23 protein-coding genes, 4 tRNA genes and 1 pseudogene are annotated in these 22776 nt (G+C 38.7%); 9 read left to right on the forward strand and 19 right to left on the reverse strand.

The genetic code is table 11. The features are described 5' to 3' along the window. The first annotated feature begins 106 nt into the window (after nt 1-106). The 5 genes from RG963_RS12490 to RG963_RS12510 all read left to right on the forward strand — a co-directional run bounded on the left by RG963_RS12490 (nt 107) and on the right by RG963_RS12510 (nt 3063). Nucleotides 107-640, forward strand: a complete 534-nt coding sequence (locus RG963_RS12490) for a gamma carbonic anhydrase family protein (RefSeq protein ID WP_310576612.1) — start codon at nt 107-109, stop codon at nt 638-640. A gap of 152 nt (nt 641-792) precedes the next feature. After that, nucleotides 793-1101, forward strand: a complete 309-nt coding sequence (locus RG963_RS12495; protein WP_310576613.1) for a hypothetical protein — start codon at nt 793-795, stop codon at nt 1099-1101. Between the two features lie 480 nt (nt 1102-1581). Then, a complete protein-coding gene (locus tag RG963_RS12500) occupies nt 1582-1947 on the forward strand; it encodes a hypothetical protein (protein ID WP_310576614.1) in 366 nt (121 codons plus the stop codon). A 499-nt stretch (nt 1948-2446) separates the two neighbouring features. Beyond that, a complete protein-coding gene (locus RG963_RS12505) occupies nt 2447-2854 on the forward strand; it encodes a hypothetical protein (protein WP_310576615.1) in 408 nt (135 codons plus the stop codon). A 74-nt stretch (nt 2855-2928) separates the two neighbouring features. Beyond that, nucleotides 2929-3063: a hypothetical protein gene (locus tag RG963_RS12510; RefSeq protein WP_310576616.1), complete on the forward strand. Its 135-nt coding sequence runs from the start codon at nt 2929-2931 to the stop codon at nt 3061-3063. Nucleotides 3064-3414: 351 nt separating this feature from the next. Here the strand turns inward: RG963_RS12510 and RG963_RS12515 are convergent, their stop codons facing one another. Then, complete coding sequence (locus RG963_RS12515; protein ID WP_310576617.1) at nt 3415-3708, reverse strand: hypothetical protein; 294 nt, start codon at nt 3706-3708, stop codon at nt 3415-3417. A 537-nt stretch (nt 3709-4245) separates the two neighbouring features. On the opposite strand from RG963_RS12515, the gene RG963_RS12520 reads away from it, so the two are divergent. Beyond that, the gene (locus RG963_RS12520; protein ID WP_310576618.1) at nt 4246-4878 is read left to right on the forward strand and encodes a GyrI-like domain-containing protein; all 633 of its coding nucleotides are present in this window, start codon (nt 4246-4248) and stop codon (nt 4876-4878) included. Between the two features lie 301 nt (nt 4879-5179). Here the strand turns inward: RG963_RS12520 and RG963_RS12525 are convergent, their stop codons facing one another. From RG963_RS12525 to RG963_RS12550, 6 genes and pseudogenes are all read right to left on the reverse strand, one after another. After that, complete coding sequence (locus RG963_RS12525; RefSeq protein WP_310576619.1) at nt 5180-5677, reverse strand: serine protease; 498 nt, start codon at nt 5675-5677, stop codon at nt 5180-5182. Between the two features lie 497 nt (nt 5678-6174). Next, nucleotides 6175-6786: a methyltransferase family protein gene (locus tag RG963_RS12530; RefSeq protein WP_310576620.1), complete on the reverse strand. Its 612-nt coding sequence runs from the start codon at nt 6784-6786 to the stop codon at nt 6175-6177. Nucleotides 6787-6949: 163 nt separating this feature from the next. Next, entirely contained in the window at nt 6950-7099 is a 150-nt protein-coding gene (locus RG963_RS12535) for a hypothetical protein (protein ID WP_310576634.1), read from the reverse strand. A 45-nt stretch (nt 7100-7144) separates the two neighbouring features. After that, nucleotides 7145-7354 (reverse strand): annotated as a pseudogene (locus RG963_RS12540) (DUF3795 domain-containing protein); the annotation flags it as partial. A 38-nt stretch (nt 7355-7392) separates the two neighbouring features. Next, nucleotides 7393-7668 carry a hypothetical protein gene (locus tag RG963_RS12545; protein ID WP_310576621.1) on the reverse strand — a complete coding sequence of 92 codons (276 nt, stop codon included), beginning with the start codon at nt 7666-7668 and terminating at the stop codon, nt 7393-7395. A 334-nt stretch (nt 7669-8002) separates the two neighbouring features. Further along, nucleotides 8003-8404, reverse strand: coding sequence for a VOC family protein (locus tag RG963_RS12550; protein WP_310576622.1), 402 nt, complete (start codon nt 8402-8404; stop codon nt 8003-8005). Nucleotides 8405-9102: 698 nt separating this feature from the next. On the opposite strand from RG963_RS12550, the gene RG963_RS12555 reads away from it, so the two are divergent. After that, on the forward strand, nt 9103-9303 hold the full coding sequence (locus tag RG963_RS12555; protein ID WP_310576623.1) for a hypothetical protein: 201 nt from the start codon (nt 9103-9105) through the stop codon (nt 9301-9303). A gap of 29 nt (nt 9304-9332) precedes the next feature. Here the strand turns inward: RG963_RS12555 and RG963_RS12560 are convergent, their stop codons facing one another. Continuing rightward, nucleotides 9333-11057: a retron St85 family RNA-directed DNA polymerase gene (locus RG963_RS12560; protein WP_310576624.1), complete on the reverse strand. Its 1725-nt coding sequence runs from the start codon at nt 11055-11057 to the stop codon at nt 9333-9335. Between the two features lie 982 nt (nt 11058-12039). Between RG963_RS12560 and RG963_RS12565 the strand changes: the two genes are divergently transcribed. Then, complete coding sequence (locus RG963_RS12565) at nt 12040-12876, forward strand: hypothetical protein (protein ID WP_310576625.1); 837 nt, start codon at nt 12040-12042, stop codon at nt 12874-12876. A 426-nt stretch (nt 12877-13302) separates the two neighbouring features. Next, the gene (locus tag RG963_RS12570; RefSeq protein ID WP_396654728.1) at nt 13303-16203 is read left to right on the forward strand and encodes a PGF-pre-PGF domain-containing protein; all 2901 of its coding nucleotides are present in this window, start codon (nt 13303-13305) and stop codon (nt 16201-16203) included. A 36-nt stretch (nt 16204-16239) separates the two neighbouring features. On the opposite strand, the gene RG963_RS12575 is transcribed toward RG963_RS12570, so the two are convergent. From RG963_RS12575 to RG963_RS12625, 11 genes are all read right to left on the reverse strand, one after another. After that, nucleotides 16240-16324 (reverse strand) — tRNA-Leu (locus tag RG963_RS12575). Between the two features lie 104 nt (nt 16325-16428). Then, nucleotides 16429-16513 (reverse strand) — tRNA-Leu (locus RG963_RS12580). A 119-nt stretch (nt 16514-16632) separates the two neighbouring features. Further along, nucleotides 16633-16720: transfer RNA gene (locus RG963_RS12585), tRNA-Leu, on the reverse strand. A 301-nt stretch (nt 16721-17021) separates the two neighbouring features. Then, the gene (locus RG963_RS12590; protein ID WP_310576627.1) at nt 17022-17822 is read right to left on the reverse strand and encodes a DNA-directed RNA polymerase subunit D; all 801 of its coding nucleotides are present in this window, start codon (nt 17820-17822) and stop codon (nt 17022-17024) included. Between the two features lie 96 nt (nt 17823-17918). After that, nucleotides 17919-18299 carry a 30S ribosomal protein S11 gene (locus RG963_RS12595; protein ID WP_310576628.1) on the reverse strand — a complete coding sequence of 127 codons (381 nt, stop codon included), beginning with the start codon at nt 18297-18299 and terminating at the stop codon, nt 17919-17921. Nucleotides 18300-18301: 2 nt separating this feature from the next. Beyond that, a complete protein-coding gene (locus RG963_RS12600) occupies nt 18302-18961 on the reverse strand; it encodes a 30S ribosomal protein S4 (protein WP_310576629.1) in 660 nt (219 codons plus the stop codon). A gap of 22 nt (nt 18962-18983) precedes the next feature. Further along, nucleotides 18984-19472 carry a 30S ribosomal protein S13 gene (locus RG963_RS12605; protein WP_310576630.1) on the reverse strand — a complete coding sequence of 163 codons (489 nt, stop codon included), beginning with the start codon at nt 19470-19472 and terminating at the stop codon, nt 18984-18986. 280 nt (nt 19473-19752) lie between these two features. After that, nucleotides 19753-19835 (reverse strand) — tRNA-Ser (locus RG963_RS12610). Nucleotides 19836-19924: 89 nt separating this feature from the next. Further along, nucleotides 19925-20941 carry an RNA-guided pseudouridylation complex pseudouridine synthase subunit Cbf5 gene (locus RG963_RS12615; protein WP_310576631.1) on the reverse strand — a complete coding sequence of 339 codons (1017 nt, stop codon included), beginning with the start codon at nt 20939-20941 and terminating at the stop codon, nt 19925-19927. 486 nt (nt 20942-21427) lie between these two features. Continuing rightward, nucleotides 21428-21970 (reverse strand): (d)CMP kinase, encoded by a 543-nt coding sequence (gene cmk / locus RG963_RS12620; RefSeq protein WP_310576632.1) that lies wholly within the window; start codon nt 21968-21970, stop codon nt 21428-21430. After that, nucleotides 21970-22590, reverse strand: coding sequence for a DUF106 domain-containing protein (locus RG963_RS12625; protein WP_310576633.1), 621 nt, complete (start codon nt 22588-22590; stop codon nt 21970-21972). Before RG963_RS12625 ends, cmk begins: the two co-directional genes overlap by 1 nt. Nucleotides 22591-22776 lie beyond the last annotated feature (186 nt).

Below are 22776 nucleotides of genomic sequence, written 5' to 3' on the forward strand. Positions count from 1 at the left end.
AGATAATTACATGTATACCTAGAGAAAATCAAAAAAACGACGTAAGAAATGCCTATATAAAAGATAGTAACGGAAGAATAAATGTGAAAAAGAAGGAGAAATATTAATGATAATGAATTTTAAAGGCAAAAGCCCGAAAATCTCAGAGACTGCTTTTATTGCGGATTCTGCAGATGTGATAGGGGATGTTGAGATTGGAGATCTTTCCAGTGTATGGTTTAATGCAGTTATTCGGGGAGATCGAAATAAGATCAAAATAGGGAATCGGACAAGCATTCAGGATAACGTGGTAATTCATGCAAATCCAGAAAATGGGGTTGAGATTGGAAATGATGTGAGTGTGGGGCATGGGGCTGTGCTTCACGGGTGCAGGATCGAAAATAATGTGCTTGTAGGAATGAATTCTACAATATTGAATGGGGCTGAGATAGGAAAAAATTCCATCGTAGGCGCTAATGCACTTGTTTCTGAGGGCAAGAAATTAAAAGAGAATAGCCTGATTATCGGAGTTCCTGGAAAAGTAAAGAGAGAACTGGAAGAATCAGAAATTGAAGCCATAGCAGAAAACGCCGCAGAATATGTAGAATTTGTCAGGGAATATAGAGAAGAAATGAACTCCACAAGGAAGAATAGTTTTTAAATATAACAATATAAATAAAAGTGTATTGATAATATATATGTTATGCATTTTATCGATAAGCTCATAGAAAATCATAAAATCTTACCCGAAAGCCTGCCCCAGTTAAAAATGATAAATGAAAATATACTCTCCACCTTGTCGAAGTCGAATTCGTGTATATAATCTGCATTGGAGACTTAAAAATAACCCCAAAACGTAAACAAGAAGAGTATAATTTTAGAAAAAGTCCTGTCACTGTAGCGTTATTAGCCTGCATCTTTCCAGGAGTCGGTCAGGGCTATGCAGGAGATCTGTATAGAGAACTTGCGCTATTTGCTCTATTGGGGTTTAGTCTCTATTTGATAGTTATTGGGATTATCACATTTTTCGCTACACTGATATTTGCAGTAACAGATACATATAAGATGGTAAAAACAAAATGGAAAAATAAAGGAGACAAACGAAGTTTCTGTATAAGATAATACACGTTATGTATATACGTAAATTAAAATAGACTCTTCTTATTTCATCAAACTTTTCTTATTTTACCAGAGTAACAAGTTTGTATTGCGAAGGTGCAATTCGAACGCATGAACTTCTATCAGAATATTCGTCAAAATATCCACCTTGTCCGTTGGTAACGGCAGGAAATTGCGGGAAAAACGGATACTTTGCGCCGTTTTAAGTAATTCTACAGAGGAGTAGAGAGTCAAAGCCTTGAGGAAGAAAACTGAGTACAAGCCGTGTATACTATAAAAGCACCATCCAGGAAAAGGTACTCTAAAAATAGCCAAAAAACTAAGTGATACTGTTAAACATTTATTTATATTTTAACGTGTAATCTAACGTGTTTAATGTTTTATGCGACCAATTTTGCAGTTAAACCACAGGAATAAAATACAGAGGTGAGTGACTTGCATAAGAGACATGAAACAAAAGCAAAAACTGATAAAGCAGCTAAGATGACAAGAATAGAAGTCAAGAAGATTCCGAAGAGAGATGAGAAGGTTAGCTACAAGCAACGCTATGTACCCGGCTCATGGAAAGGAACCGAAGAAACTCCAATAGGTGAAAAGGTTAGCTACAAGCAACGTTATGTACCTGGATCCTGGAAAGGGATCAAAGAAACTACAATCGGTGAGAAGATTAGCTACAAGCCTCGTTATGTACCCGGATCCTGGAAAGGAACAAAAGCAACTCCGAAAAGAGATGAAAAGACTAGCTATAAGCCTCATTACGTACCCGGGTCCTGGAAAGGGAAAACGGAAAATTCGAATAGGACTTACTCATTGGGGAAGCAAAATAAAGCATTTGCAGGCATGCCTTAAATATCGTGGTTCAGACTGTTTGAAGTTTCATGCTGCTGGCGTTTCAGTTAAACAGCATAAGTCCTGATAGTCCCTAAACAAATGAACACATTAAATTAAAAAAGCCAATAAAAAAGGTCAAAGCTAAAGATTTGTGGGGGTCATCGATCAAACTTGATAAACGTGCATACTTATCTTGTTTGACCAGATGTGAGAGCCTTCCTTATTATCGTGATTTTACGGAAACCGACTCCCACAACCTAATTCTTAATTTTTTATTATTGAGTTTATTTCAAAAGTTTTTTATTGACAACCATTTAAGTTTTTCAGGGCTGCTGTTCTGGTCAGGAACTTTATTGATTATGGAAATGCAGGTATATTTTGAAGAAGAAAAAGAGTTCATAGATCCTGTTTTCTAAAGCCTTACTGATCATTTTCTTTTTACTTTGTGACAGGGAAGTAATTATACTTTAACCGATATAAAAAGTGATAGAGATTTAGACAAGGAGATGAAAAGAAAGTGATAAACATAAACATCTTGCTTTACGGAAAAGTAAAGCAGGTAGACGTACATGAAAGCATGTTTGAGTATGTGAAGGGCTCAGACATTCCATATTGTGAAACAAATTACATTGAGGGCCAGCCGGATTATTTCGTTGAGGAATGGCAGTCAGTGCTGGATAATGATTTGTATTATGAATATGATGCGATGAAAGAGGCGGGAGAAATCGAGATAGACGGGCAGAAATATATTCGCATAAATCGGGGAGAAACCCAGATAAATTATGTGCCTGCTGACAGCCTGATAGAAACTCTGTATATTATATATCACTGTGACCATGACCTGCGAAAGTGTACGGGTACCGGTGAAATATTCCAGACAGAAGAAGAGGCAGAGAAGAGAGCAAGCGAGCTTAAAGGAAAATAATATATTCTGCTTAATTCCTTAATGCTTGAGACATAGAAAACCAGCAATTTACCATATCTATCGGGTTTGAGGGCATGAGCACCGAGCCTGTAAAGAATGCGAAGGGCAGTCACAAAAATGAGCAAAAGGACTCAAAACATGCCAGCAAAACGAAGCCCTGGCTCAAAGAGCACCGACGACCTACCGTGTATCTGAAAACAATCGGATAGAATACTTTAGAAAAGTTGACCAGATAGGCTTTCCTGAAGCTGCGGACATTTCAAACGTGGGGAAAATAACGGTTTCAGGATTGATTTCATAATCAGGGACTCGATTGGTTACTTAAAAGATGAAATTTAAAGAAACAAATTTTGAGTTGGGGACGAGCTCAAGTTATAAAAAATTTTTAAAATTATTTTAATGTTGATAGTGTGATTAGAAAGCAGGAACTCCTGCAAAATTTGACTCCGTACCGACTCTCGAAGAGATGTAGAAGTGCTGCCATCCCCATTTTCCAAAAATTGAGCCTTGAAACACTACCCGCAACTTTACAACGTCTCAAGGCAAATTTCCAAACGATTTTATACATTCCCGGAGACCGCATTCCGCAGGCAGGTTTCCCAGTCTTCCGGATGATCTGTGTTGTCACACTGCCACTCAAATTCACGCCTTGCAAGCCTGATAATCTCGCGTGCCTTCTTGAGTGGGATTAACTCTTTGCCGACATCCCCGATATCACCTACATCCAGGCAACTTACAATATTAACCATAAAACCTTCCAGACTCTCTGAGGGTATTGGTTCGTTCCTGAAATGTAATTCTGTGCATTTAGCGAGATATTCTGCAAGTACATTGATCAGTTTCGCATCACGCATGGTTCTGACTCCTTTTTATGATAAGCGTGCAACCCACTTCGTCACACCGAACTTTAGATTTTGGATGATCACAATAATAATGACAGTTATAAAAATGCAGACATATCTTTCCGAATCTAGCCCAGGATACTTTTCAATTCTCATCTTCCAGAGATGGCTCCTGAAACAGCAATTATAAATATGTTTTTTTGAACTTTAAAGGTTTCGAAATAGTCAAATTTGAGAGGGACTGTAAAGGGCCGGCTGTCAGCCATGAGTTTAGGATGTTCACAAAGGATGTTTATTATTACTCCGGTTCCGAATTCTGTTCACAAATTATGACGTTTACACCTATTCTTTGATCACAAATCCCCCACCCTGCTGTCTGAATATCCGGTTTACTGCGGTACAGGAACGCAAAAAGGTAAATTACGCTCTAAAATGCAGTTAATTGTTGAGTTGCCTACAGTTTCAAATGAAAAGATAAAAGCAGAATTAATTCGTAAGTTTACTATAAGTACAATTAGAAAAAGTTAAAAAATATGAGGATGGTGCAGAATGCCAAAGAGAGACTTTAAAAAAGAAAATAAAGAACTATACAATCCATCCGCAAAAGAAGTTTCAATTGTAGACGTTCCTGAAATGAATTTTCTAATGATAGATGGCGAAGGAGATCCAAATACATCACAGGAATATCAAGCTTCAATAGAAGCATTGTTTTCAGTATCTTTTAAAGTTAAATTTATCTCTGAAAAAGAGAACTCGCAGGATTATGTGGTAATGCCTCTTGAAGGGCTCTGGTGGGTTGAAAACATGGAAGATTTCAGCATTCAGGATAAGAGTGGCTGGAAATGGACAGCAATGATAAGACAACCCGGCTTTATCACTAAAGATATGATGAAAAAAGCTATAGAAGAAGTGGAAAAAAAGAAAAATCCCCCTGCACTTTCCCGGATAAGGTTTGAAAGCCTGCATGAAGGATTATCAGCTCAGATAATGCATATTGGCCCATACTCTGAGGAAGGCCCGACGATAGAGAAACTACATAATTTCATTGAAGAGAACGGCTATGAATTTGATGGCTATATACCTGGTGAGAAACATCATGAAATATACATAAGTAATATGCGCAGAACAAACCCGGAAAAACTTAAAACTATTATAAGACAACCCATGAAAAGAAGAAGTTAAAAATAAAACAGATATTGGAAAACCGATTATGACCTGCGGATATATTTCATCCTTAAAAGCCAGAGAGTTAAGCCATCACCTGACAGGGAAAAACAAAGAATTAGATTTTGTTAGTCCTGAATTTGGGGTTTAGAGAGTTGATTCTCAGGAAATTAGGCAAAAAATTCGGAGTATTTCTGATTTTGATTGGAAAAAGTTAGGGTTTTCCAGAGGAACTTTACATTATATGAAACAAAAAGCCAAAAGTGATGAGCCTTTCACTCTCAATAGTCATGTTTTAGAATCCGAGGGTTTTCTATCTTTACTTTCTTTTTCTTTGTCTTTCCAGGCTGCGGAGAATATTAGATGAAATCGCGATTCCCATGCAGGTGTCCAGTGTTGTCGAGGACATCATCCCTATTACCTTCCCTCCCTGCAGGACAGGAGTGCCACTATCTTCCGGCTCCGGCATATCATGGCATTGGAAGCCCAGAAAAAGCAATGAAGCCCCGGCATTAACCACCCTGCAATAATGGATAGTACGAGTATCGTTAATAAGCACAGCTAGCTCCAGTTCGGCCGGGCTGCCAAATTCCGTGATCTCAACCGCGCTGTCAGGAGGAAGCTCTATCAAGGCTAAACCATAATCTTTCAAAATTCGCGTAACAACGAGTTTCATTCCATCAGCTCTTAAATGGTCTCCTTCTCCCCGAAATATATGAGAAACCGTAACCATGTAAAGCAATCCTTTGAGCGAGATAACCGCGCCGATGGTACAGCGTTTTCCATTGTGAAAAAAAGAACTGCCTGCTTTTATCATAAGTTTTCATCAACCTGCTGATTTCGTCTGAACCTAATTTATGGGATTTCTGGTGTTTAAGTTAAATTGTAATTTAATTATATTTAGTGTTATATATTGGACTAGTATTGGACTGGTATTAGACTGATATAGGACTTACGCAGTTGAACAGAAAAACAGCAACACTAAATACTTAACTGTCTAAATCCTACTAATTCCGGTGATGCTGCTCGTACTTGATTTGGTACTTTAAGTGCGTAAGTCCTATGATATTAGACTGGCTACATATTAAACTGAGAATTAGCTTGTTGCCTGAAAGAAGAAACAAAAAAACAGGTCAATGACTAAAGAACAGGACTACCGATTGCAAGATGCCAGAAAAGACGAAATTGAACAGAAAGAGATAGCAAGTCCGCTATAAAGCAAAAATTCAATTCAAGGTAACCTTTTAAAAAGAAAGACCTGGCAAAGCATTACCTGAACTGAAGATCTTGGTTATTGGTGTATAAAGCTGGAGATTAATCAAATTCTTTAACGCTTCCCCTTAATCCGGGAATTATCCTGTTAACCCGTATCTGGTACTTCCGGTATTCGTCCCCAAACTGTGCCACCAGCCTTGTTTCCCAGTGCAGGGACCCAAGAAACAGGTATATGGTAGTCAAAATGTATATGACAAGCAGATTGACGGTCATAATAGGAGTGAGCCAGATTATGACCAGGCCCGAGAGCAGGAAGGGGTCCCTTATCCATCGGTAAATGCCCCGGATATTCAGGGAGCCGGCTTCGGGAGTCCGGGGAGCAGAGAGTTGTGAGCGTATTTTGAATCTATGCGGGGCATCCTGAAAAGCTCTTGGGGCAATGATCGCAGCAATTAACTGTCCGCCGACCATCAGCCAGCGCCAGGGAGAACGTATTTTGTAGAGAATTCGCCCCGGATATTTATAGAGCAGATAGACGAGCGGCAATATTGTCAGCACTGCAATGAGGCTGTATGCCGGCAGATAGAGCATTTCTGCCCTGGAACCCAGGCCCCGCACCAGGAGGCGTTTGAAAGGCAGGCTTGCAGTCAGGCTGTGAATAACTGCAAATGCTGCCAGAGAAAAAACAGAGATAATTGTGGATAAAACCAATTCCAGTAGCCCCCCGTATTTTATTAAATAGCTTATATTTCCACACCAGTATGAAAAGTTTACTTATAGTGCCTTAAAAATATTAGAAGTGCAGGCAATTGACGTGGATGAGAATATTTGATAAATTAGAGTTTGTCAAACATCCGGATATAAAATTTTCAATTCAAATTTTCCTTCCACAGTTAGAACAATTGCTTTTATGAACGCAGACTGTGCCGCCGCATTCGGTGCATGTCCATCTTATTTTTTCATTTTTTAGAAATTCCTCCATACCATGTTTTTTAATGTTTTCAAGATTTTCAATCATACTCATACTGTATCTGGTACGATACCTTTTATCCAGATGTTTCAAATTATTACAAGGAATATTTTCACATTCAAAACAAAATGTTAAGTTGTTTTTTGTTAAAGTTTCACATGTTTTTATTTTGCATATGACTCGAGTAACAGGTTTGTTAGCCTCAATTCTACAGCCGGGACATTTATTTTTCTTCCTTAAGTAAGCCATGCAAATGCAACAATTCATTCCACAGGGGGCAATGAGTAGAGTTTCATTCAAGAATATCATACTCCTTATATGGCATTTACTTGAGGATCAAAAAGGATTTACTGTAATACCAATTGCGTGAAATAGACAAGAGTAATAAGAATTGTCAGAAAAAAGGAGAGTGATGCACCTATTTTCTTTTTTAGAGCATCTGCAATTAAAGGAATCGATATAATTCCCATCAGAATTGAACATATTCCCGCAAGAATTTCGCCAATAAACAGGCATATCAGACCTGCAAACAGAAAAAGAAGACTAAAAATAGAGTTGAGGGTATTTATTAATAGTGTATTTTTGTTTCTTTTGTATCCTTTTAGGTTCTCTTTTTCTTCCATATTATCACAATAGAAGATTCGCAAATAAAGTATAAAGTTATAGTCTTTTATTAGTTATAATTATTCATGAGACGAAAGCAATAACTTTTTATTGCAAGTTTTTTATTAAAATTTAGAGAACAGGGAGTTAAGCCATTATCTGGCAGAAAAAAACCAAAGAAAGATTTTGTTAGCCCTGAATTTGGGGTTCGGAGGGTTGATTTTCAGGAAATTAGGCAAAAAATCCTTAACATTTCATATTCTGATTGGAAAAAATTAGAGTTTTCCAAGGGAACTTTACATTATATGAAACAAAACGCCAAAAGTGATGAACCTTTTACCCTTAGACTTTTTTTCACTTGGGATGCTCTATGAGCCACAATGGGTTCCCATACAGGTCTACGATGAGCGCCTGGATACCGGAAGGCGCCTTTTTCGGCTCCTCTACGATCATTACGCCCTTTGATCTTAGCTCATCGCACGTCTTCTTGCAATCATCGACTTTAAACATCAAGGAAGGAGTTTTACCTATGAGTCCTGCCTGCCGCTTTGCTTCGGCTTCGCCCTGCATTCCGGCGTTGGGTACATGGAGAACGATTTCCGTACCCTGGCCTTTTGGGGCGACGGACAAAAAGCGCCATCCTGGTGCCGGACTAACGTCTGTGACTTTTACAAAGCCAAGTTTATTCGTATAAAAGTCAAGCGCCTCATTATAGTCTTTGACGAATATCATTACATGTGTCATGTTTTCGATCATATGCACACCTCAATACGGATATTTAAATTCACAAATTATTTGAATATTCGTTATTCTTTTAACTCTGCGCTTTAGAACCCTACTTTGACAGATTTTACTAATTATTATAGTATTTTCATACAAAAAACATGTTGTATTGACACATCACAGTTTAATAAAATTTCAAATATCAAAAATCAATAAACACATGATATAAATTTTAATTGTATGAAGAAAACAGAAGCATGAAGCCCATTTATACATTACAAAATGTATGCTCCTGTCAAAGTAGGGTTAGAATTATGGCCCCGGATTTTTGGTAGCCAATATCCAGGATCAGTTAACTTTACAGAACCGCTTGCCAAGCCAGATACCTATTTTATACAGCAATTTTAACAACCCTTTGAATACCGACAACTACACAAAACTTTACTCAAATTTTGACGTTTTAATCCTTAATCGAATCCAAATGAACAACATTCAAGTTAACAACAAAAAAACTAAACAACAACCAAAAAGTTGGGATTTTCTAGGACTTTACATTATATGAAGCAAAACGCCAAAAATGGTAAGCCTTTCACCCTTAACAGCCATGTTTTGGAGAGGGTTAGGGCTTGGGAGAACTTGATTTCTGGGGGGTAAGCTAACCTCTATAGTGAGTTTATTTAAAGGCACTTTATTAACAGATAGCAGAAAGGACGAACATATAGGCAAGCTTAGTGAAGCACAAAAGAGCACAGGGAAGAGAAGAAGAGCCCATCAGCAGTCCAGGAGATGCGCACGCGGGGAAGGAAGAGGGAGCCCTGATTAAAAAGTTATGTAAAAACTGCAATCAGCCTTTTGAGACTTCGAATCCTAGAAAAGAGACATGCAGTGATAAGTGCAGGTCTGCTTATTCACGAAGAAGAAAAGCAACTTGAATACGAAGCTGCTATTTTTGCACTTCTTGTTATTTTTGTTCTAATACCGATTTGTGATTTATATTAAAATCATATAGTATTCTTTTCATTTCTTTTCTCATGATTAAGCAGTAAAGTTGCTCCTTGTGTTCTTCAGCTTTATTAATCGTCTTGATTAACCGCTCCAAACGTTCACACAATTCATTGTTTAGGTTACTATTTGTAGCTATAGCGATTAAGTCGACACTTTCATAATTGGTACAATCAAAGAATTGTCTGAAGAGATTATCATCCACTGTTGTTGTCCTTTTCCTTGAATTTGTTTTCTTTGGAGTTTTATTTTCTTTTTTAGGAACACTGGACTTCATGAGAAACGCAGTTGCTATTGAATCACCATATAATTCAGTATAAGCTTTCATGTCATAAATTTCACGACCATGATGATGTCCACCTGTTACACCTGTATAATGGCCTATTACGTATTTCATACATTTACTGTAAATCTCTTTTTTAATATCTAAGCAATCACTACAAGCTTTAATCCCATGTATACTAACATCACATTTTTCTTGTAAATTATCCAATTGATTTTTAAAAGATTCAGTCAATTCTCCTTCAGGAAACTCTGCAACCTTTCTGAAAAAACCCAACTTATCAAATTCAATTAAAACAGTCCCACTCATTTGTTTAATACGTTTTTTATTTATTTCATTTTCTTTTATTTCTTTTATTGATTTGTAGTATTCGGACCAATCGATATTTTTTAGAGAGTTTATCAATGGGGTAGCAAATTCAGGATCAATTGTGTTAGCATATCCGAGATGCCCAAATATTCTTTCTCTAAAAAATGGATCATTAGATCTATTTTCGATTACAGGCCCATTCATTAGAATATTATGAACAATTGCTCTTACTCTCTTTTTATTTTCTCTACCAATACTTAATTTATCATTAACAACCAATCCTGTTACTTTTTGCCTAGAACTTCTTGAATGCAATCTGGTTTTTTCCTTGTTGACAACAAACCCATCTCCTTCGATAATTTCTATTATTTTTTGTTTGTGCATTGGGAGCTTTCGAGAACCTGAGATCGTAATATCATCTGCATATCTTGAATATTTAAAATTCCTTCTTCTGCAATAGTTGTCAATAAGAATATCAAGTCCTGCAACAGCTAGGTTAGCTAACATTGGACTTGTTGGTGCACCTTGAGGTAACTTGCCTTTGTATGTACACAAATCTGCTAGAAAATCAGCAGCTTTTTGAGTATATCCTACTGATCTAAAAATACTAGAAACGCTATTAATATCAATACTTGGAAAAAAATCCTTTATATCAATTCCTAAGACTAAATCTTGACTAACATGAATTGAGGCATTTGTAAAAATTGATCTTTTTGGAACAAAACCGTGGACATAATCTCCAATACCGATTTTATATAATATTTTATTCAATATCCATCTTTGAATAGGCTTCATTTGTTTTGTTGGAGCATTTATTTCCCTGAAGCCACCAGCTTTTTTGGGTAAACTAAATGTAACGTAAGCTTTCTCTCTTTTAATCAAAAAATATTTTACTTGTTTTTCTGAGAAATTACATAAGGAACAAAAGTGAGAGACATCATATATATAAGGCAATTTATTGGACTTCAAAGCTCTGAAAGATTTAAAATTGTTATTATATTCTTTTTCTTGCAACGCTGGGATAATTCCTTCTTCAAAATAATCATCAAACTTAATTTTCAGTCTTTGATTTTTTGTTAATTTATCTGTCAATTATCCCACCTAATATACTTAGGATTCAATAAATAGCATGTGGTTGCCCTCACTAAAGCGCGGGGGCGCTTTGATGAAAAGAGATTCTTAGCGGAGGCGGATTCTGCCGGAGCGGGATCTCTTTCATAGTTTTTGCGGACGAGGTTTGTCACCTTTGCCATAGTATGTCTTTTGCATGGTGTTACACCACACGTATCTCCCTGGCGAGAGATAATTCGAAAGCTGAGGGCAACTTAACAATAAAAGATTAAAGTATTATTTATATTGTACGATATGATACAATTCTTTGGATTCACAATTATTTTTTATAATATTTCGACTTATAGTGGGCAACTTTTCAATTTTTTTAATCGCACCACTTTCCTATTATTGTGCTTATCCCCTTACTATGCTTTTTTGAACTCAGTTATTCTGCATCATATAAGAATATAGAAGATATGGTCGATTACCGTGACCATAAACATAAAAATAGATTACGAAACTTGTATTAAGCCTCAAAATAAACCTATTGATATCTTTTTACTGCTTTTATTTTAGTTTCAATTACTCAAAATATTGAACACCTGCTTGATTGCGAGATTGGGATTTCGGAGAAAAAAATTCAAGCTGATGGTCTCGTTTACATAGGGAAAGAAGCAAATAATATTGAGGATCAGCCTTTGAATGTTCCCGTAGCTCAATTTTTCATCTATGAAAATGAGATTAAACAGAAAATCTTGGACTTTAGTCCAAAAGAATCAAAGGGAATAGAAACAAAATATAGGAGTACTTTAAAAAAGATAAACTCTAGTTTTTAAAATACTGCAAATTACCTATTAAAAAGACAATTGACAACCTGTTTTCAAACCATTTTTTGTCTCAGTTGTTGAAAAAAAATCATCTATTACTTAAGTTATAACTTCCGAATAATAGTAATAATAAAAGAATATATAGATTAAGTAAGTGAGCGATTCACATAATACTATCTGCATTCTGTGATAAAATGGATATTAATCTAACTGAAAATGGATTTACTGGAAATATTGATTTAATTCAACTTCTTCCTACCATGGTTATTCTCTTTAGTGCTATAATTTACTACTTTGGAGTACGTTGGGGAGAAACACATGTTGAAGAGTATAACGTAGCATCGCAATACTTTGCAGGTATATTGTTTATGATAAACTTCGTGTTAAAACCATATGTGGTAATATATGGGGTAATAAGTTTTATTGAATTTATTTTTGAACTTTTTAGTGAATATAATACTTTCCAGTTATCATTTTTTAAATCTGAAATTAATTTATTTTTAAATTATATTCCATATTTGTTAATATTTGTAGAATATATAACTTTACGATTTATTCGCTCAAATGTTAAAAAATTTGAGGAAATGCGCAAATCTCTAATTAAATTTAATGAATTTGATTGCACAAAAATAAAAACATGGGAATGGTTATTACTAGAATCTACTCCATATTTAGCAATTTTTATTATTTATGGACTGTATAAGCTCAATGAATTATATAAGCTCAGTATGCCATTAATAATATTACCATCTTTTTTAATTGCTTTCTTGATCTTTACAAATTTGGCTTTTTGTGAGGGATACTGTGAGGCCCATTATCCGAGGGGAAATGTATATTGTAAAAATGGAAGAATTATTAAAGGAATTATTTTGAAGTATGCAAACTATGTATACTTATTAACAGAAAATGAAAAATGTCTAATTAATAGAGATGATATATCCTATATTGAAGAGAGAGGAAATTCTAAAAAGCTATGTGTAAAATATTTTACATTTGCATACTTCCAGGAGCGCTTTATAAAAAAGAAGTAAACTTTTGTTAGAACACTTTAAAGAAACGGTTTTAACTAAAAATTACAAATAGCGAAAATTTTGGTTATTCGATTGAAGTATAATTAAAGAATTATTTTTTATGAATTTTTCTAAAAAAGGTTGTGCATAAACTTGCAAAATAGCGGTGCTTTTTTTCATATTTACATAATACTATAAAATTAAAAAATTAATTTTAGTTTTATAATTCCTTATACAAGATAATACTGTGAATATTTAACAGTTGCGTTGCGTTTTTTTCTTATTACCTATTACCCTATTATTTAATTCGAAGGGTGGAATTTGAACCCATGAAATCCTTCGATGCCAGATCTTAAGTATAATTAAGTTTTGAAAACAATAGATATAAAAAATATTAGAATGTATGTAGTATAACATTTTTTGGATTTTAGGGGGCAAAGAGAATAAATGAAAAATAAGCAAAAGTTGTACTCGATAGCTTTAGCTTCGGCAACCTTAATTTTTGTATTTTCAATTTTAATTTCATCTGTGGCGTCAGCGTCACAGGTAACGGCACAGGTGACGAGAATTGGTAATGGATCTGATCCTGCTATTTATGGGAGCAAAGTTGCATGGACAGACAGTGGCGTTATTCATGTTTATGATTTGACCGCGAAAACTGACACTACAGTTAACTCTTCTGCAGCATCTCATCCGGCTATTTACGGCAATAAGTTAGTCTGGTATGATGAAAGCAGTGGAGTGCCAAGACTTACAGTTTATGACATACCTTCGGGTGCTCGTTCTCATATTACAAAAGATATAGATAACCGCAGCATTCCAGCTATTTATGGCAATAGAATCGTATGGAGCGCAAATTACAATGAATCAAATTATAATTACAACGTATATATGCGCGATATATCGACTTCTACACAGACTAAAATTACGGAAGGCAATGATCCTGATATATACGATACCAAAATAGCATATGGTTACGAGGATTCAGATGGGAGGACCATAGCGGTTTACGATATTAATACTAATGAAACTGTAAATGTACACTCTTCCAGTCAGGTATTTAGTCCCCATATATATGGTAGTAAAGTGATATGGCCAGACTTCTATTCAAGGGACGGATATATCCAAATGTATGACCTTGTTACTAAGAAAACCATAGATGTTACAAGTGATAATACAGGTAATACTCTATCCATCATCAACGAATATGGGTATGATATCGTTGATGCAGGAGATGACACTGGTACTCATATTGATATAAACGGGGACAAAATCGTATATTCAAAATCTGGCGATGACCAATTTGGTTATGCAGGTGTATACGTTTATGATATTCCTTCAGCAAAAAACACTTCAGTCTATATTTATCCAAGAGGGACTTACACAACACCTGATATATATGGCAATACTATTGTTTGGGGAATAAACGGGAACTATGGTATTGCTAATGATAATGATAATGATAATGGCATCTATATGAGTGATCTTTCTGCCACAAATACCTTGCCACCCGTGGCTGAATTTACTGCAAACGTAACTTCTGGAACCGTACCTTTAGTTGTGCGATTCAATGATATCAGCACTGGGGGGGTAGCAACTTCATGGCTCTGGGATTTTGGAGACGGGATTGATTCAAAGCATGAAACGAATGCAACCCACACTTTTACGAAGCCAGGAATATATAACGTTACTTTAACAGTGGCAAATGAAGCAGGCAACAATTCTGTGACCAAACCGGGTTACATCACAATTACAGCAGGCTCCCCGACTGGAAAACCTGTTGCGGATTTCTATTCACCTGAAGTAGAAAAAGTATTAAATGGAACTGCTGATCACGGAATTTATGAAAATGAAGTTGTTTCATTCTTTGACAGCAGTACAGGCTCACCGACATCCTGGGAATGGGATTTTGGAGATGGAAATACCTCAACACAAAAGAATCCGACTCATGTATATGGAAAAATGAGTGTATATGGAATGGGTGGATATACTGTTAATTTAACCGTAACTAATTCCGCTGGCGGCGACACGATAAGTAAATATGGTTATGTACTCATCGGGGGGGATGAGAAGACAATCCCTGCACATTTCTCATCGAATGTAACATCTGGAATCTCACCGCTTACAGTACTATTCCACGATACAACCTATTCAGAGGCAACTGGTGATTTTGCATACTTTAGGATTTGGGATTTTGGAGACGGAACCAAAGTTGAAGCTTTCTCTGATGAGGATAAAAACGATATATATCTTTACGTAACCCACACTTATAAAAAACCAGGAAAATACACTGTCACACTTATGTCACATGACCCTGCCGGTAAGTCTGTCATAACAAAATATAATTATATCACGGTCATTGACCCAAACATTCCGGTTGCAAACTTCAATAGCAATGTTACAGAAGGTTATGCTCCCCTGGCAGTACAGTTTAATGATATTTCCCAGAAAGCAACTTCAAGGACCTGGGACTTCAATGGCGACGGACAACCCGAATCCAGTGATCTAAATCCGGTTTATGTATATGCAAATCCTGGGACATATACTGTAAATCTGACAGTAAATAATGAAAACGGAACTGCCTCAAAAAAGACTGCGATAAATGTACTTACACCGAGCAGTCCAGGCAGTGGCAGCAATGGAGGAAGCAGCCACAGCAGTTCCAACGGTGGAAGCAGTGGCGGTGCAGGTGGTTCTCCTGAACCTGCAAGGAACGTCCAGGTAAAGGAACTTTCACAGGCCTTTATTACAAATGGAAAAACTGTAAAGTTTGATTTCGCAAAGAACGCAACCTGTGTCGTATATGTGAGCTTTGATTCAAAGAAAACCTTTGGCAAGACCACAACAATTGCCGAACAGCTTAAAGGGAAATCTACTCTGGTTTCCGGATTACCTTCTGGAGAAGTTTACAAATCCTTTAATGTTTGGGTCGGCAATGGAGGGGTTGCAACCTCAAAGAACATAGAAAATCCAGTTGTTTGTTTCAAGGTTGAAAAAGCCTGGATAAAGGACAAAAAGATCAATCAGGATTCCATTACTCTGAACAGATACAGCGATAAAAAATGGGAGCAATTTCCGGTAAACCGGTCAGGGGAAGATAACAAATACCTGTATTTCACAGCCAAAACTTCAGGGTTCTCTTCATTTGCAATAACGGGCACAGCGAAACCATCATCTAAAGAAACTGAAAAGGGATTACAGCTTGCATCAACTGAAACAACTAATAAAAACAGCACAGAGAATAAAGAACCACAAAAAGAACAAAACGAAATCTTGAAAACACCAGGCTTTGAGATATATTATGGAATAGCCAGCTTGCTTACAGTACTCCTGTATAAAAAGAAGTAAAAAGGCAAAATCCAAAATTCGATATTAAAAAGTTAGTGCGAGGGGTGGGATTTGAACCCACGAAATCCTTCGATGCCAGATCTTAAGTCTGGCGCCTTTGACCGGGCTGGGCAACCCTCGCACATTGAATAACAAATCAGCAAATCTTGGAATAAAACTTTTGTAAAAAAGACCTATTAAAACTTAAAAACCTACTGTAACTTGAGTCGATAGAATTATGTTTAGTGCGAGGGATGGGATTCGAACCCACGAACTCCTACAAGACTAGGCCCTCAACCTAGCGCCTTTGACCTGGCTGGGCAACCCTCGCATAGCGAATACAAATATATAAAGAATTCTGAGAAATTCCTTACAAAAAGAACCTTAAGAAACGTACGAAAATTTGAAGTTTTAAAAGTTAAGTATTTGAAGTAAACAGATGAAGAAATTTGGTGCGAGGGATGGGATTCGAACCCACGAACTCCTACAAGACTAGGCCCTCAACCTAGCGCCTTTGACCTGGCTGGGCAACCCTCGCATCTTGTAATTCTGTTTTAATTTGATATCCGGCGCGCTTTGCGCCTTGCACTCCCTCACAATATCGTGGATAATATATAAACATTTCGAGCCGCAAGGGTCGCGGGTAATAATTGTCGGAAGATCCAGGATAGAGCAAAATAATTTCTGCGGTATTCAGACACAAAATCAGCGTAAAAAGGTGTGAAATAGGTAAATCATGTACAAAAATTCAGTAGAAATATCTACGTATTGAGATTTTTAAGGGCCGAAAGAGCTGAATTTTAAAAAAAATGAGTTTGGGCCTGTATCCAAGCGAAAGCTCAGAACTGGTCCAGAATGCTCAGTATTTCTTCGGCTTTGCCCTTGACCACTTTTGCCGCATTCAGGGCAAGGTCTTTGGCTGTGTAAGAACCATCGGATTCCATGGTAAACACAAAAGCGTTTTCATCGAAGTTGATTTTTATTGCGTGAATGTCACAGACCTGCTCACAGAGCCTGCAGATCGAACATTTTAGCACATCATCCTCAGAAACCTTCGCACCTGCTCCTTCGAGCCTTATGATACCTTTTGGGCATTCTGCTGCACAGTGCCCGCATGCATCACAGTTTGCAATGGTTATGATAGGCACGTTCTTGTAACCGCAAGCAACTCCTGCCTGCCACCTGACACTGTCCCTGCCGTAACCCATATGCGCAATAGCTTCAAGCACGAGTTTTTGCCCTTTTTTCAGCTCAACAATCGGTACGTTGGGATCAGCAGGCTGGATCTTAGGGTCAGAGGAGATAAGGTCCCTGGAATAAACAGTCACAGGACCTTCTGCGCTGAGGGTTAAAGAGACCTCGCAGGCAGGACAGCCCACTCCTCCGCATACATCGCATTCTGCCTGGGGTACATAAGTCTCTACATCCGTTACTATCGGGATTAAGGACAGACGTAGAGTCAGCTGCTCATCATAGAGTACCGAGGTGTTGTCATAAAGGTTCACATACTCGATCGCAAGAGTTGGTACATCTGCGATCATGGCACGCCGAATGCCGTTAGCAAAAGATGTGCTAATCTTGGAAAGCACGAATTTTGCAGATCTGTCCGATAACTCCAGAATGTCTACTTCCATCGTCATATACCTTGATTTCCCTTATATTTTAATGCATTCAAAAAAGAGAATTCTCTGAAGAATTCCCTGAGGAACTCTCGAAGAATTCCGTGAAGAACTCTCTTATACGCGCCTTCCGCCTTTCGGACGAGTACCGTCGTGCGGGACAGGAGTAACGTCTTCGATTCTGCCAATGCGGATTCCTGCTCTTGCAAAAGCCCTGATTGCGGCCTGAGCACCAGGACCCGGGCTCCTTTGCTTGTTTCCACCAGGGGCTCTTACCCTGATATGGATACCGTTGATGCCCTTGTCCCTTAGCTGGTCAGCAAGCTGGCCTGCCATCTGCATGGCAGTGTAAGGAGAGCTTTCGTCCCTTGCGGCTTTTACGACCATACCACCGGAGGACTTTGCAATAGTCTCAGCCCCCGTGATATCTGTTACAGTAATGAGCGTGTTATTAAACGAGGATTTAATGTGAGCCACGGCCCATTTCATATCTGCCATGATTATCTCCTCCCTCTTTTCTTCTTTCCGCCGCCTCTTCCTCTTTCAGGAGGTCTCTCCCTGGCTTGCTTTGCATCGGCAACAGCTTTGAGAGTAGTTGCGCTGTCTGCAAGAGCAGATGCCACCTGGACAGGTCTTTCCGGATGAGATTCGCTGACAAGTGGAGAAGTCCCGTAATACCCGATATGCATCTCATCTTCCTTAGAGATCAGCATACTCGGAATTGTAGCCTTTCTTCCGTTCACTGCAATGTGCCCGTGAGTGATGAACTGACGTGCCTGGACGACTGTCCTGGCAAGCCCGAGACGGAGAACCTGGGTCTGAAGCCTCCTTTCAAGGAGATTTTCAGTTTTTAAAGAGAGGATATCGTCAATGTTAGAGTCCGACTTGATGATACCGTAGCGGATAAGCTTTGAAAGAATTTCATCGGACTGGGTTTTCAGGTGTCCTTCAAGTCCTCCTTGCTGACCTTCTGCAACATTTGCAAGCAGGTTCCTGGCTTCGGACCTGTACATCCTGAGCATACTGGCTGCTTTCCAGACTTCCCTCTTATTTCTGAGTCCGTATGCCTTAACCAGCTGGACTTCGGCAGCCATTCTGGCTTCCTGCCACGGGTGCCTTGGAGTCTCGTAACTTTTACTTTTTTTACCTGGATATGTCATTAAAAATCACCTAATCGGAAAATCACTTCTTCCTGCTGACACCGACAGTTGACCCGCGGCGGCCTGTGGATTTAGTCCTCTGTCCTCTGACCTTAAGGCCTCTTTCGTGCCTCAGACCTCTGTAGGCGCGAACCTTCTTCAGGTTGTTAATATCTTCCCTGAATGTCAGTAAGATGTCCGTTCCGAGCAGGTGCTTGTCCTCTCCTGTTGCCAGGTCCTTCTGCCTGTTCAACATCCAGGAAGGTACAATCTCTTCAAACTTTCCGATTGCATCGTCGAGTTTTGCCACATCTTCATCTGGCAGATATCCAAGTGTAGCAGAAGGGTCAACCCCTGCGCCTCTTGCCAGAAGGATAGCAGTTCTTCTTCCAATGCCTGGAAGACCTGTAAGGGCGTACTGTACGGGCTTTGTCCCTTGCAAGTCGGTATTCATAATCCGAACAAGATGCCTCAATTCTTCATTATTTTTTACTTCTACCATATACTCCCTCCATGGGAATGCATACAGCATCCTGTAGCCCCTGATCGAATACCCTTAGGAATACGCGAAAAACTCAGGAGCAGCTCTCAAAAGGAGCTTCTTTACAGCATATACTGATGAGTTCATTTACATGCAGTTCCCAGTATATAAGGATATCTGCATCGGATCCGTTACTGAATATGAATCTTCTGCAGAGATGTAAGGAAAATATTGCAGACAATGTTTTTAGAAAAACGTTGACACATATAAAGAAAATCCTTAGAAACTGGCATATATAGAAGTAAGAAAAGTCACAAGTAAGAAAAATCTACGCCGAGGGGGAGATTCGAACTCCCGAGGGGCTAAGCCCCACAAGCTTTCCAGGCTTGCGCCCTACCACTAGACTACCTCGGCACAAAGCTTATGCCACGACTTATACCATAACGGAATAGTGATATATAAATCTTATTCTAGGAGCAATGATGTAAAAATAATTTTAAAGGTCAGAGCTGAACATTCTCTTCTTTTTTAGTCCAACCTTTTGGGTAAGTCCCGATTTTCATCGTAATCCGAGCAGTTGTAGCTGCAAGCCCTGCCGAGGCTTTGAGAATCTCTTCTGTATTCATCTCAGCTTTTGCAAGGGCTACAAGTTCACCTTTAAGGGTAAATAGTCCGATAAGATCGCCTTTCTTAAGGTTTGAATCCAGGCTCGTAATACCCGGAACAGCCAGGGAGGCACCGGAACAGACCGCATCTACGGCACTGTCCCGCATGATAATTTTGGGGAGATGGGATACAGCCGATTCCATGGGACGGATGACGTGCCTGAGTTCAGACTCATCCCCATCTTCCGTCCAGAACATATATGCATCTTTCAGATCCTGAAGGGTGATAAGCGTTTTCTCGGTAAACGGGCCTGCCTTTGTCCTCCTGAGTTCCTGCATATGCCCACCGCAGCCTAAAGCAAGCCCTATGTCGTGGCAGAGCTTCCTGATATAAGTCCCTGCCTCACACCCTGCGCGAAACAGTACTGCACTTCCTTCAATTTCAATCACCTCAAGATAATAGATCGTTCTTATCCTGAGTACGCGCTTTACAGCGGATTTGATAGGAGGCACCTGATAGATAGGGCCGGAAAACTCCTCGCAGACCTTCCTAACCAGTTTTGGAGGCATTTCCCGATGAAGCTTCAGCAGGCAGATATACTCCTTTCCCGAAAGGCGCAGGGCAGGTACGGCTTTTGTAGCCTTTCCGAGCAAAGTCGGCAAAAGCCCTGTAACCTTGGGATCAAGAGAGCCTGCATGTCCTGCCGTATTCACTCCAAGAATAGCTTTTACCCAGGCTGCAACCTCATGGCTTGTGGGCCCCTTGGGTTTATCAATATTTACAACCCCTTTTTCGATATACTCGAGGATAGGGCGCTTTTCCGGATAACAGCCGTAAGAAGGATTTGTCCAGGCGCCGGACTTCCGGACCAGAGTTCTTTCAATTTCGGAGGGCAATTTGCCGGCGGATGACATGGTTTTTCAAAAACTCCTGAGTTGCATGCATAAATAGAACTGAATGTATAGATCTAAGTGAAATGTGATATAACGGAATGCTAGATCTAAGTGAATGTGTGGTATAACTGAATGCGTAGATGAGTGAAATGTGTGGTATAACTGAATGGGATCTAAGTGAATGGGGGTATAACTGAATATGTAGATCTGAGTGAGTGCTAGATGTAAATACAGTATATAATATAATCCGTAACAAACATATAAAAGGTAACAAACCGGAAATCTGAAGAAATTCCGGCAATACAGGTAAGAGAATATCAGATGCGCCGAAAGACTTACGATAAATAACCCTTTTTAGGAGCAGATGGGTACAGGATGTCTTCATGAAGCAACAGGACACCCTTATAACCGGATATTCCCGATTAATTAGGGCAGTACCTCAAGTCATGGCAGATAAAACACTACGCTTTGTATAAAAACCCAGCCTTTGACAGGCATTGCGAGAAATTATTCAGGCCCTAAAAGGGAATCGATAGCAACCCTTAGAATATCAAGAATCTGGTACTGGTTCCATTTTTCAGAATCAATAACAATATCGTAAATAGAGAGGTCTCCAATATCAATCTTGTAATAACTCATATAACGGAGGGCTTCGGATTTTTCTCTTCTGACCGTTTTATCAAGTTCTTCATCAAAAGATATCGATTTCTCCCGCCTATGAATGCGTTTTACCCTAACAGGTAATGGGGCCTTTATCCAGATTTTAAGCACATTCGGGACATCTTTGGCCATATGGCCTGCAAGCCTGCTTTCAAGAATGAGATTATCCTGACTGCGAACGATAGCTCTCTGGTTTTTATCGATAGCCAGATCAATTGAAGGATCTTTTTCAGCCATAGCTCCGAATTCTGCAAGGCTCATTCCCTTTTCCCTGGCTATCTTCCTAAAAGCTTCACCCGAGGAAATTAATTCAAGTTCGTAGTATTCAGCAAGAAGTCTTGAAGTTGTTGTTGTTCCACTCCCAGGAAGCCCGCTTACTGTTATCTGCATCAGACCCCACCGATATTCAAAGCCTTTCTGATAAGCTGGCTGACTCCGAGAGAAGAGATAAAGTACCAGTATATCCAGTGCTGGAAGGGACCAAATGCATGAGATGTAAGCAACTGTTCACCCCAGAAGGGAAAAACCATCGTGGCAGCCCCATGTCCGCTAATGTAATAGTAAGCCCACATAAAGAGAGGAAGGGAAATAATACTGATATAAGCCATGGGCTTGAACTGCTGCTTGGACATTTTCATCTGGTCTTCCATCATCTCCTTGCGCTGATCTTCAAGCTTTTTCAGCATATAGGTATTCTGGGAAAGCTGTGCTTCCCTGAATTCCTTCTGAAAGACTTTCATGCGATCCTGGGTATTCCTCATCAGGTCCCAGTCGATTGTGTACTTCTGAATAAGGGATGCATAGATAGCAGTGATAGCCGCCATAATTAAAAGAATCAGATGGAAATTATTCTGTCCGACAAGAGCAAGTACGGGATTCATTAAAATCCCTACCGCTTGACCGACAGAATTCCTGAAATTCTGTCCAAGAATCATTATCCCGAACATAAGGGAAAAACCGAGAGCCAGCAGGAATCGGTCTATTTGCTTTTTTAATGCCTCTGAAACCAAGTTGTCCTCACCATTCAGGTTCAATAATTATTCTGAGATTTTTAAACGTAGAAAAATCCTGATAAATAGAATCTTGACAAGCTTAAAGTATTAATAAATCAGCTCAGATTACGGAGCCGGTTTTAAATGATTACGCAGATTATTCTGGTAATAAGTGTTGATGTATATATAACTTATACTATTCGA

The organism is Methanosarcina baikalica, assembly GCF_031461075.1.
In the GTDB taxonomy this organism is placed as follows: domain Archaea; phylum Halobacteriota; class Methanosarcinia; order Methanosarcinales; family Methanosarcinaceae; genus Methanosarcina; species Methanosarcina baikalica.

What these genes read in the sequence shown, in the direction of transcription:
- RG963_RS12490 (WP_310576612.1), top strand. Translation starts at nt 107, where the DNA reads ATGATAATGAATTTTAAAGGCAAAAGCCCGAAAATCTCAGAGACTGCT.
- RG963_RS12500 (WP_310576614.1), top strand. Translation starts at nt 1,582, where the DNA reads ATGACAAGAATAGAAGTCAAGAAGATTCCGAAGAGAGATGAGAAGGTT.
- RG963_RS12510 (WP_310576616.1), top strand. Translation starts at nt 2,929, where the DNA reads ATGAGCACCGAGCCTGTAAAGAATGCGAAGGGCAGTCACAAAAATGAG.
- RG963_RS12515 (WP_310576617.1), bottom strand. Translation starts at nt 3,708, where the DNA reads ATGCGTGATGCGAAACTGATCAATGTACTTGCAGAATATCTCGCTAAA.
- RG963_RS12520 (WP_310576618.1), top strand. Translation starts at nt 4,246, where the DNA reads ATGCCAAAGAGAGACTTTAAAAAAGAAAATAAAGAACTATACAATCCA.
- RG963_RS12525 (WP_310576619.1), bottom strand. Translation starts at nt 5,677, where the DNA reads ATGATAAAAGCAGGCAGTTCTTTTTTTCACAATGGAAAACGCTGTACC.
- RG963_RS12535 (WP_310576634.1), bottom strand. Translation starts at nt 7,099, where the DNA reads ATGAGTATGATTGAAAATCTTGAAAACATTAAAAAACATGGTATGGAG.
- RG963_RS12545 (WP_310576621.1), bottom strand. Translation starts at nt 7,668, where the DNA reads ATGGAAGAAAAAGAGAACCTAAAAGGATACAAAAGAAACAAAAATACA.
- RG963_RS12550 (WP_310576622.1), bottom strand. Translation starts at nt 8,404, where the DNA reads ATGATCGAAAACATGACACATGTAATGATATTCGTCAAAGACTATAAT.
- RG963_RS12565 (WP_310576625.1), top strand. Translation starts at nt 12,040, where the DNA reads ATGGATATTAATCTAACTGAAAATGGATTTACTGGAAATATTGATTTA.
- RG963_RS12570 (WP_396654728.1), top strand. Translation starts at nt 13,303, where the DNA reads ATGAAAAATAAGCAAAAGTTGTACTCGATAGCTTTAGCTTCGGCAACC.
- RG963_RS12590 (WP_310576627.1), bottom strand. Translation starts at nt 17,822, where the DNA reads ATGACGATGGAAGTAGACATTCTGGAGTTATCGGACAGATCTGCAAAA.
- RG963_RS12595 (WP_310576628.1), bottom strand. Translation starts at nt 18,299, where the DNA reads ATGGCAGATATGAAATGGGCCGTGGCTCACATTAAATCCTCGTTTAAT.
- RG963_RS12600 (WP_310576629.1), bottom strand. Translation starts at nt 18,961, where the DNA reads ATGACATATCCAGGTAAAAAAAGTAAAAGTTACGAGACTCCAAGGCAC.
- RG963_RS12605 (WP_310576630.1), bottom strand. Translation starts at nt 19,472, where the DNA reads ATGCTGTATGCATTCCCATGGAGGGAGTATATGGTAGAAGTAAAAAAT.
- RG963_RS12615 (WP_310576631.1), bottom strand. Translation starts at nt 20,941, where the DNA reads ATGTCATCCGCCGGCAAATTGCCCTCCGAAATTGAAAGAACTCTGGTC.
- cmk (WP_310576632.1), bottom strand. Translation starts at nt 21,970, where the DNA reads ATGCAGATAACAGTAAGCGGGCTTCCTGGGAGTGGAACAACAACAACT.